Source organism: Hydrogenophaga sp. (assembly GCF_035481345.1).
GTDB lineage: Bacteria > Pseudomonadota > Gammaproteobacteria > Burkholderiales > Burkholderiaceae_C > Hydrogenophaga.
The window spans coordinates 53,187-62,941 of sequence record NZ_DATIGV010000018.1; the positions used below are offsets into that span (position 1 = coordinate 53,187).

The 9,755-nt window shown below is 72.5% G+C and carries 9 protein-coding genes; 7 read left to right on the forward strand and 2 right to left on the reverse strand.

Features of this window, described 5'->3' with window-relative positions; translation table 11 throughout:
- Positions 1-406 precede the first annotated feature (406 nt).
- Genes VLG41_RS01320 through VLG41_RS01335 form a run of 4 tightly spaced genes read left to right on the forward strand, consistent with a single transcriptional unit; the run spans position 407 to position 5,142 of the window.
- Positions 407-1,561, forward strand: coding sequence for an imelysin family protein (locus tag VLG41_RS01320; RefSeq protein WP_325347595.1), 1,155 nt, complete (start codon positions 407-409; stop codon positions 1,559-1,561).
- On the forward strand, positions 1,558-3,033 hold the full coding sequence (locus tag VLG41_RS01325) for a di-heme oxidoredictase family protein (protein ID WP_414652410.1): 1,476 nt from the start codon (positions 1,558-1,560) through the stop codon (positions 3,031-3,033). Before VLG41_RS01320 ends, VLG41_RS01325 begins: the two co-directional genes overlap by 4 nt.
- Complete coding sequence (locus tag VLG41_RS01330; protein WP_325347596.1) at positions 3,033-4,058, forward strand: imelysin family protein; 1,026 nt, start codon at positions 3,033-3,035, stop codon at positions 4,056-4,058. The genes VLG41_RS01325 and VLG41_RS01330 overlap by 1 nt, the downstream gene beginning before the upstream one ends.
- Entirely contained in the window at positions 4,048-5,142 is a 1,095-nt protein-coding gene (locus tag VLG41_RS01335; protein ID WP_325347597.1) for a DUF1513 domain-containing protein, read from the forward strand. Before VLG41_RS01330 ends, VLG41_RS01335 begins: the two co-directional genes overlap by 11 nt.
- 24 nt (positions 5,143-5,166) lie before the next feature.
- Here the strand turns inward: VLG41_RS01335 and VLG41_RS01340 are convergent, their stop codons facing one another.
- Entirely contained in the window at positions 5,167-6,714 is a 1,548-nt protein-coding gene (locus tag VLG41_RS01340; protein WP_325347598.1) for a CHAD domain-containing protein, read from the reverse strand.
- A 121-nt stretch (positions 6,715-6,835) separates the two neighbouring features.
- Here VLG41_RS01340 and VLG41_RS01345 point away from each other — a divergent pair, with 121 nt between their 5' ends.
- Genes VLG41_RS01345 through VLG41_RS01355 form a run of 3 tightly spaced genes read left to right on the forward strand, consistent with a single transcriptional unit; the run spans position 6,836 to position 9,450 of the window.
- Positions 6,836-8,020 carry a DUF4382 domain-containing protein gene (locus VLG41_RS01345; RefSeq protein ID WP_325347599.1) on the forward strand — a complete coding sequence of 395 codons (1,185 nt, stop codon included), beginning with the start codon at positions 6,836-6,838 and terminating at the stop codon, positions 8,018-8,020.
- 18 nt (positions 8,021-8,038) lie between these two features.
- The gene (locus VLG41_RS01350; protein ID WP_325347600.1) at positions 8,039-8,593 is read left to right on the forward strand and encodes a hypothetical protein; all 555 of its coding nucleotides are present in this window, start codon (positions 8,039-8,041) and stop codon (positions 8,591-8,593) included.
- Positions 8,590-9,450 carry a MipA/OmpV family protein gene (locus VLG41_RS01355; protein WP_325347601.1) on the forward strand — a complete coding sequence of 287 codons (861 nt, stop codon included), beginning with the start codon at positions 8,590-8,592 and terminating at the stop codon, positions 9,448-9,450. The genes VLG41_RS01350 and VLG41_RS01355 overlap by 4 nt, the downstream gene beginning before the upstream one ends.
- A gap of 16 nt (positions 9,451-9,466) precedes the next feature.
- Here the strand turns inward: VLG41_RS01355 and VLG41_RS01360 are convergent.
- The coding region (locus tag VLG41_RS01360; RefSeq protein ID WP_325347602.1) for a hypothetical protein at positions 9,467-9,755 on the reverse strand (289 nt) is incomplete at its 5' end.

A 9,755-nucleotide genomic window follows, 5' to 3' on the forward strand; every position in this document is an offset into this window, starting at 1 on the left:
CTCGCGGCCACTGGGTGCCCTGCTCCGCGAATGTCCCCCGCCAAGGGCTGCGCCCTTGGCTCCTCCTTTATTTCGCTGCGCAAGGCACCCAGCGTCCGCGAGCAACGGGCACGGCAGCACGCCAACCGACCGAGTGCCAACGAGGTCGTCGGTGATCGGGTGTCCGGCGCAGCGACATAAAGGAGGAGGAGCGGAGCGCGCCAGCGATCCGCTCCGGGGGACAGTCGCGGAGCCGGACACCCGAGCGCCGATGACCGGAGCAGCCGACCGGAGCAGCCGGAGAAAACGCCCCCAACCATCGCAATCGGAGAAGGAATCCCCCTTGCTTCCGCCCAATTCACGCCGATGTTAAGAATTATTTGCATTTAGAATCCGGCGTTTCCCCCTTCTGTCCTGGAGAACCGCCATGCGCCTGAAGCCCCTCGCCGCCGCTGCCGTGCTCGCCCTGAGCCTGGCCGCCCCCCTGCACGCCCAGACCGCCGCCACCCCCGCCAGCGTGGCCACGCACTACGCCACCCTGGTGCACGCCAACTACGAGGACACGCTCAACGCCGCCAAGGCCCTGCAGGCCGCCGTCAAGGCCTTCACCGCCGCGCCCTCGCAACAGACCCAGGACGCCGCCCGCAAGGCCTGGCTCGATGCGCGCGAGTTCTACGGCCAGACCGAAGCCTTCCGCTTCTACGGCGGCCCCATCGACAACGACAACGGCCCCGAAGGCCAGCTCAACGCCTGGCCCATGGACGAGTCCTACGTCGACTACATCGACGGCAAGAAAACCTCGGGCATCGTCAACAACAAGAAGCAGGCCATCACCAAGAAGGCCCTGGCCGGCATGAACGAAAAAGGCGGCGAAGAGAACATCGCCACCGGCTGGCACGCCATCGAATTCATGCTCTGGGGCCAGGACCTGTCCGAGACCGGCCCGGGCAACCGCAGCTTCGAGGACTTCGTCGACGGCAAGGCGCCCAATGCCGATCGCCGCCGCCAGTACCTCAATGTCGTCACCGAACTGCTGGTCGACGACCTGAGCGGCCTGGTGAAGGCCTGGGCGCCGGGCGCCAAGAACAACTACCGCGCCCGGTTCGAGAAGGGCGGCAACGAGTCCCTGCGCAAGATGTTCGTGGCCATGGGCTCGCTCTCGCGCGGTGAGCTGGCCGGCGAACGCCTTGAAGTGGCCCTGGCCAGCCAGGACCAGGAAGACGAGCACAGTTGCTTCGCCGACAACACCCACCGCGACGCCGTGACCAACGCCAAGGGCATCGAGAACGTCTGGCTCGGCCGCTACGTGCGCGCCGACGGCAGCACGCTGCAAGGCCCCAGCCTGCGCGACCTGGTGAACGCCAAGGACGCCGCGCTGGCCGAGAAGACCTCGAAGCAGATCCGCACCTCCGTGGAAGCGGCCGAGGCCATTCCCGCGCCGTTTGACCGAGCGATCATCGCCGGCTCGGCGGGCCGCCCGAAGGTCGAGGCCACCATCAAGAGCCTGACCGAGCAGTCCAACGACATCGTGGCCGCGGCCGCGGCCGTGGGCATCAAGAAGCTCACGCTGGTGCAGCCGTGAAGCGCGCGGCCTTCACGGCCGCTGCGCTGACCGCCCTCGCGGCGGCCACCGTGGCCGCTGCGCTCCACGCGGGGCTGGCTGGCGCGCAGGCCGCCGCCCCCACCGCCGTTCCCACCGATGTGGCCCCCGATCCGCTGGGCGAGAAGACCGGCGGCGAGACCACGGTCTGGGCCACGGGAAAGAACGCGTTTTCCTTTCCCGCCGCCAACCTCACGGACGCGGAGCGCACGCGCTTCGTCATCGGCAATTCCTTTTTCAAGCGCAACTGGGTCGAGGCGCCCGCCAGCACCAAGGCGCGCGACGGCCTGGGCCCGAACTTCCTGGCGCGCTCCTGTGGCGCCTGCCACCTGTTCGACGGCCGCGGTGAGCCGCCGCCGTGGAAGCGCGGCATCTCCGACGAGGAGCCGCTGGCGCTGCTGCTGCGCCTGTCCATCCCCGGGGCGGACGCCACGGGCGGGCCGCTGCACGACCCCGTCTACGGCGATCAGCTCAACACCTCCGCCATCCAGGGCGTCAAGCCCGAGGGCCGCGTGCGCCTGCGCTGGGAAGCCGTGAAGGGCAAGTTCGCCGACGGCACGCCCTACACGCTGCAAAAGCCCGAGTACATCATCGACCGCCTGGCCTACGGCCCGCTCGCCCAGGGCGCCATGGTGAGCCCGCGCATCGCGCCGCAGGTCATCGGCGTGGGCTTGCTGGAAGCCATTCCCGAGCGCGAGATCCTGGCCAACGCGCAGGCGCAGGCCGCGCTGGACGGCCCCATCAAGGGCCAGCCCAACCGCGTGTGGGACGCGTTCGCGCAGCGCGAGATGGTCGGCCGCTTCGGCTGGAAAGCCAACGTGGCCACGCTGGCGCACCAGACGGCCGGCGCCTTCCATGGCGACATCGGCATCACGTCGGTGCAGCACCCGCAGCAGACCTGCACGCCGAAGCAGAAAGACTGCCTGGCCGCGCCGCACGGTGGCAAGGACGGCGAGCCCGAGATCGATCCGAAGACCCTGGACGAAGTGGTCTTCTACCAGGCCACGCTGGCACCGCCCGCGCGCCGCAACGCCAAGGATCCGCAAGTGCTGCGCGGCCAGGCGCTGTTCGCGCAGGCGCAGTGCGCGGTGTGCCACCGGCCCAGCTACACCACGGCCGAAGGCCCCTTCCCGAACCTCAGCAGCAAGGCGCTGCAGGGCCAGACCATCCACCCCTACACCGACCTGCTGCTGCACGACATGGGCGAGGCGCTGGCCGATGGCCGCCCCGACTTCCGGGCCAGCGGCCGGCAGTGGAAGACACCGCCGCTGTGGGGCATCGGCCTGATCAAGGACGTGAACGGCCACACGCGCCTGATGCACGACGGCCGCGCCGACGGCGTGCTCGAGGCCATCCTGTGGCACGGCGGCGAGGCCGAGGCCAGCAAGCAGCAGGTGCTGAAGTTCAACGAGGCCGACCGCCAGGCGCTGGTGAAGTTCGTGGAGAGTCTCTGATGCGCCTGCGTGCCGCCACACTGGCCTTGCTGCTGAGCGCGCCGGGCGCCTTGTGGGCGCAGGCCGCCGCGCCCTATTACTACCCGCCCGACGCGGTGTCGGCGCTGTACCGCGACCACACCGCGCCGCTGGCGCGCGCGTTCGCCGCGCAGGCACCCGCGCTGGTGCAGGCGCTGCAGGCCCACTGCGCCGGCCCGGCGGCGCTGGCCCCCGCGCGCGCCGCCTGGACGCAGACCATGCTGGCCTGGGAGCACCTGGCCGCCGTGGCGGTGGGACCGCTGATCGAGCGCCGCTCGCTGCGCGCCATCGACTTCCAGCCGCTGCGCCCCGACCTGCTCAGGCGCATGCTCGCGCGCGAGCCGAAGACGCTGGAGGACATGGTGCGCGTGGGCACGCCGGCCAAGGGCCTGCCCGCCATCGAGCACCTGCTGTGGACGGCCCCCGCCGCGCCACGCAGCGGCGCCTGCACCTACGCCGTGCTGGCCGCGCAGGAGGTGCAGCGCGAGGCCGAGGCCCTGCGCAGCGCCTTTGACGCCCTGGCCGCGACGCCACCCGAAGAGGAGGCTGCCGTCACCGCCTTCGTGGAGTTCATCAACCAGTGGCTGGGCGGCCTGGAACGCCTGCGCTGGATGGGCATGGAAAAGCCCCTGCGCGAGGCCGAGTCGCGCGGCGCGGCGCCTGCCTTCGCGCGCGTCCCCAGCGGCCAGACCGGCGCGGCCTGGGCCGCCGAATGGGCCGAACTGCGCGCGCTGGCGCGCCAGCCCGACAGCGGCGCGCCCGCCCTCGGTGCGGGGCGCGTGAGCATCGAGAGCTACCTGCGCGGGCGCGGCCACGTCGCGCTGGCCGATCGCTGGCGCGCCACCGTGGACGAGGCGGACCGCGCGATGCAGACCCTCAAGCCCGGCCAGCCCGCCAGCGTGGACGCGACGGCGCGCACGCTCAAGAAGCTGACCACGATGATGCAGGCCGAAGTGGCCGGCAGCCTCGAAGTCAACCTGGGTTTTTCCAGTGCCGATGGCGATTGACCCCCGCCGTGGTCTCACGCGCCGCGCCCTGCTCGCGCTGCTGGGTGCCGCGGCCTGGCCCATGGCCCACGCCGCCGCGCGCGGCGAGTCCGACGAACTCCTGGCCAGTTGGGCCGAAGCCGGCCGCTACCACGCGGGCCGCCTGAGCGTCGGCACCGGGGGCGCGCAGGTGCGCTCGCGCATCGAACTGCCCACGCGCGCGCACGGCCTGGCGCTGGAAGCGGATGGCGCCGTGCTGGTGGCCGCGCGCCGCCCCGGCGACTGGCTGCTGCGCTGGCGCCCCGCGGGCGGCGAGCCGCAGTGGCACTGGGTGGACGATGACCGCCGGCTCAACGGCCATGTGCTGCCCTCCACGGATGGCCGCTTCGTGTGGACCGCCGAGACCGACCAGGCCGACGCGAGCGGCCTGATCGGCCTGCGCGACGCGCGCACGCTGGAGAAGACCGGCGAGTGGGCCACGCGGGGCATGGACCCGCACGAGATGCTGGTGCTGCCCGAGGCACTGGGCGACGTTCCCGCCGGCGCGCTGCTGGTGGCCAACGGCGGCATTCCCACGCAAAGCGAAACCGGCCGCAGCCACCGCGACCTCTCGCGCATGGACCCTTCACTGGTGGCGCTGGACCCCGCCGGCGGCACCCTGCTCGGCCAGTGGCGCCTGCACGACCCGCGCCTGAGCGTGCGCCACCTGGCCTGGGACCCGGTGAGCCGGCGCGTGGGCATCGCCCTGCAGGCCGAGCACGACGACGAGGCCGCGCGCCGCGACGCGCCGCTGCTGGCCACCTGGGACGGCAGCGCCTTGAAGGCCTCGCCCCCCATGCCCGGCGCACTCGGCTACGGCGGCGACATCTGTGCGCGCGCGGGTGGCGGTTTCTGGCTCAGCGCCACGCGCGCGAACGCGCTGCTGGGCCTGGCGCCAGACGGTGTGATCGCGGATCGGATCGCCTTGCCCTCGGCCGGCGCGCTCGCCGCGCAAGCCGGGCACGCCTGGGCCGGCGGCGCGGCGGCGATGTGGGACGACGGCCAGCGGCGCGATTGGCCCGCGGCCCTGCAACTGGACAACCACTGGGTGAGCGCGCGCGCCTGAGGGCTGCCGATCGGGCGGCCGGCCTCACCAGGGCAGCGGCGAGCGCTCCAACGCGGTTTCCATCGTCGGCAGGGCCAGCAGGCCGGCCTCGAGCTGCGCCTGCAACCCGGCCTGCAGCGTGGCCACGAGCGTGGGGGCCAGTGCGGCGGGCACCCGTTGCAGCAGGACCTGGGCGGTGCTCAGGTCGTTCAGTTCGCCGAGCAGGGTTTGCGCGTCGGCCAGCGTGGCCGTGCTGCGCGCGGCGCGCTTGGGGTCGAGCAGGCCGACCAGGAATTCCTGGGTGTAGCGCAGCTTCTTGAGCGCCAGGCGCAATTCGTGGCGCCCGTCCGGGCCCAGGCGGCGCGCGTCGCGTGCCTGTTCGCGCAGCCGCGCGTGGCCCCGGCGCAGCGTGGCCACGGCCCAGCGCGGCAGGTTCACCCGCTCGCGCGGCTCGGGCAAGGCGAACACCGAGCGGGTGAATGCCAGCAGGGCCAGCGCGTGGGCCGGGTCGGCCAAGGCACGCGCCACCGCCAGGTTGGCCTCGCGGCGTTGCCCGGCCACCCAGGCGCGCAGGGCCTGGGCCTCGGGCCGGGCGTCGCTGTCGGGCAGGCGCTCGGGCAGCCACTCGGTGGCAAACACGTCCCAGTTGCGCGCCGCGCCGAGCGTGTCGGCCAGGCCCTTCCAGTGCGCCGACCAGTGCGCCACCCAGCGGCGCGGCAGGTGGTCGCGGAACAGCCGCAGGCCGGTGCGCAGGCGGCGCAGGGCGACGCGCAACTGGTGCACGAACTCCGGGTCCGGCAGTGGCGCGGCGGCGGGCGGCAGGTGCGCCAGCGCGCGCGGCTCGGCCTCGTTCGCCTGCAGATGCGTCAGGCAGGCCAGGCTGGCGGCCTGGAAGGCCTCGCGCGCCGTCATGTCGCGCCTCAGTTCCAGGGGCGCGGCGCGCCGGGGCATGGCCGCCTGGCCCGCGAACAGGGCGTAGCCGCGCTCGGCCTTGCTGCGCGGCTCGGGGTGCAGGCGCAACGCGCCCGCGGTGCGGCCCTCGGGGCCCAGCACCAGCGTGTGCGCCAGATCGAGCAGCGCATCGACCGGACCGTCCAGCAGTTCCAGTTCCACTTCGAGCAGGCGCTCGCGGCGCACGCGCCGGCCGTTGCCCACGGCGATGTGGCCGTCGTCGAACGCAAGTTCGACGCGCGCGCCCGCGTGCTCCACCACCATGGCGCGGCGCGCGAAGTCGGTGCGGAAGACCGCGCGCAGCCGCGGCGCCCAATCCTTCAAGGCGGCGGCCAGCGCGGGCTCGTCCACCACGCGCGAGAAGTCGACCCGCCCGCGCGGCTTGGGCACTTCCCATTCGCCGCGCTGCGACAGGCCGCCGACGGTGCTGCCCGAGGTCTTGACCGTGAGCAGGCTTCGGCCACCCACCCGGCGTTCGCGCACGGCCAGGCGCGCCTCGCGCAGCGCCAGATCGGGCGTGTCGAAGTAGGTGTTGAACAGGCGCTGGCCCGCGCGCGGCAGGCCTCGCAACAGCGGGTGGGCCAGCAGGCGCTCGGCGTCCCGGGGGTGCAACGCCAGCTTGATTTCGGTTTCCTGAGGCATGAATCGATCAGATCACAGTTCCTTGATGCCACACCTTACAACTGGTAACCGGGTCGGCGCTACCTCGGCCAACAATGCCGATCCGCGCACCCCCACGGTGCGGAGTCGTTGGAGAACAACCATGAGCCTGATGCCCCGGATGCGCGCCGCCCTTGCTGCGGCGCTGATGTTGCTGCTCGCCGCTTGCGGCGGCGGCGGTGGTGGAGACAGTGGCAGCGGCACGCTGCGCGTGGCGCTCACCGATAACCCCGCCTGCGGCTACGACGAGGTCGTGGTCACCGTGAGCGAGGTGCGCGTGCACACCTCGGACGCGCCCGACAGCGACCCGGATTGGCGGTCCATCCCGGTGAACCCGCCGCGCACCATCGACCTGCTGGACTACACCAACGGCGCCCTGCTCGACCTGGGCCAGACCCTGGTGCCCGCGGGCACCTACACCCGGCTGCGCCTGGTGCTGGCCGCCAACACCGGCACGCAAGCCGACCGCAACTGGATCGTGCTCAGCGGCAACCCGGGCGTGAGAGTGCCGCTCAAGACGCCGAGCGGGCAGCAGTCGGGCCTGAAGGTGCAGACCAGCCTGGCCGTGCAGGCCAACGGCCTGACCGACGTGGTGATCGACTTCGATGCCTGCCGATCGGTGGTGATGGCCGGGAGTTCGGGCCAGTACCTGCTCAAGCCCGTGCTGCGCACCCTGCCGCGCGTGGAAACCGGCGTGATCGGCGAGGTGTCGATCGCCGCGGCCACGGCCGGCGCCAGCGTGTCGCTGCAGCAGAACGGCGAGGTGCGGCGCGCCACCGTGGCCGATGCCAACGGCCTGTTCAAGCTGCAGCCCGTGGAGCCGGGCGAGTACACGCTGGTGGTGGTGACGCCCGGCTACGCCACCGCGGCCGTGCGCCAGGTGCAGGTGTTCAGCGGACAGCTCGTGCGCGCGGCGCCCGCCGGCCAGCGCATCGACCCGCCCGCCTCGGGCACGGCCATCTTCACCGGGCAGGTGTCGATCACGCCGGTGCCACCCGAAATCGAAGCGGCCGTGGCCGTGCGGCAGACACTCACGGCGGGCGACACGATCACCCTGGTGGACCGCCCGGTCAACGCCATCACCGGCGAATACGCCCTCACCGGCCTCGCGGTGGACGCACCGCGCGTGGCCCAGCACGCCGCTGGCGGCGCGCTGAGCTTCGCGGCCGACAACGGCGCCGCAGGCAACTTCACCGTGCGCGCCACCACGGGCGGCGTCAGCAAGACCGTCGATCACCTGGCGGTGAGCGACAGCGACACCGTCGACCAGGATTTCGTTTTCCCCTGAACCGCAGAGCCCCACGCCATGCCCCTTCTTCATCGCTCCCTCTCCCCGTTCCTCCTCGGCGCCGCGCTGGCGCTGGCCATCGCACCCGCACTGGCCGAGAAGCCCCCGCACGCCGGCGGTGGCAAACACGGCCAGGCCGAAGAAAAAGCCAAGGGCGGCGGCAAGCCGCAAAAGGGTGGTGGTGGTGACCGCGACAGCACCGCGCGCCACGCCCCCTCGGGCGGCGACCGCACCGACATTTCGGTGAACGTGCAGATCGGCGGCTACTTCACCGACGCGCAGCGCCGCACCGTCGTCGACTACTACGAGCCGCGCTTTCGCGCCGGCAACTGCCCGCCCGGCCTGGCCAAGAAGAACAACGGCTGCATGCCGCCGGGGCAGGCCAAGAAGTGGCGCCGCGGCGCGCCGCTGCCCGGCGACGTCATCTACTACCCGGTGCCCGACGCCATCTCCATCCGCCTCGGCGTGCCGCCCTCGGGCCACAAGTACGTGCGCGTGGCCACCGACATCCTGCTCATCGCCGTGGGCACGGGCATGGTGATCGACGCCATCGAAGACCTGAGCCGGCTGTGAAACAGGCCCTGGCCGGCGCGGTGCTCTCGCTGATCGCCGCCGCTGGCCTGGCGCAGGACGGCGCCGACGCCCCGGCCCAGGACCGGACCGGGGCGCCCCGCGACGAGGTGGCGCTGCAAGCCAGCCGCGACTACCTCGTCGGAGCGGCCATCGGCTCCTCGGCCAATCCGCTGGGCACGGCGGAGCAGAAGCTCTCGTTCGGCGGCATCTGGGCCTTTCAACTCGGGCGCTTGCGCTTCGCGAGTTCGGGCGCGAGCGCCCTGCTCAACCAGGGCCGCGACACGGTGGACAGCGGCGTGAGCACGCAGCTCGCGCGCAGCGACAGGGTCTCGCTCAACACCTCGCTCGCCATCGACGACGGCCGCGACTGGCGCGACGAGAAAGACCCGCGCTTCCATGGCCTGGGCAAGGTGCGCGCCACCGTGCGCGGCCGCCTCACGCTGGGCCTCTCGCTCAGCGAGCGCTGGAGCCTGACCAGCCGCGCCTCGCAGGACCTGCTGGGCCGCGACGGCGGCCTGCGCCTGGACACGGGGCTGAACTACCGCCACCGGATCTCGCGCGACACGCATTGGGACCTGTCCTTCGGCGCCGGCTGGGCCAACGGCAGCTTCCGCCAGACGCACTACGGCATCAGCCCCGAAGGCGCCGCCGCCACCGGCCTGCCGGCGTACGCCATCGGCTCGGGTTGGGACAGCCTGTCGATGGGCTGGCGCATCACCTCGGCGCTGAACCGGCACTGGGTGGGCTACGCGGGCCTGGGCATGGCGCAGTTGCAGGGCGCCGCGCGGCGCAGCCCGCTGGCCACGCGGCCCACCACCTACAGCGCGGGGGTGGGGCTGGCGTACCGCAACCGCTGAGCCTGGGAACGCGTTCTTAAAGCAGCCGCGCGAGGTAATGCCCCGTGTGGCTCGCCGGGTTGGACGCCACGTCCTCCGGCGTGCCCTGCGCCACCACCGTGCCGCCACCGGTGCCGCCCTCGGGCCCCATGTCGATGAGCCAGTCGGCAGTCTTGATCACATCCAGGTTGTGCTCGATCACCACGATGGTGTTGCCCGCGTCGCGCAACTGGTGCAGCACCTTGAGCAGCAGCTCGATGTCGGCGAAGTGCAGGCCGGTGGTGGGCTCGTCGAGGATGTAGAGCGTGCGGCCGGTGTCGCGCTTG

Excerpts from the sequence above, each read along its gene's own strand:
- VLG41_RS01320 (WP_325347595.1), top strand. The coding sequence starts at position 407 with ATGCGCCTGAAGCCCCTCGCCGCCGCTGCCGTGCTCGCCCTGAGCCTG.
- VLG41_RS01330 (WP_325347596.1), top strand. The coding sequence starts at position 3,033 with ATGCGCCTGCGTGCCGCCACACTGGCCTTGCTGCTGAGCGCGCCGGGC.
- VLG41_RS01335 (WP_325347597.1), top strand. The coding sequence starts at position 4,048 with ATGGCGATTGACCCCCGCCGTGGTCTCACGCGCCGCGCCCTGCTCGCG.
- VLG41_RS01340 (WP_325347598.1), bottom strand. The coding sequence starts at position 6,714 with ATGCCTCAGGAAACCGAAATCAAGCTGGCGTTGCACCCCCGGGACGCC.
- VLG41_RS01345 (WP_325347599.1), top strand. The coding sequence starts at position 6,836 with ATGAGCCTGATGCCCCGGATGCGCGCCGCCCTTGCTGCGGCGCTGATG.
- VLG41_RS01350 (WP_325347600.1), top strand. The coding sequence starts at position 8,039 with ATGCCCCTTCTTCATCGCTCCCTCTCCCCGTTCCTCCTCGGCGCCGCG.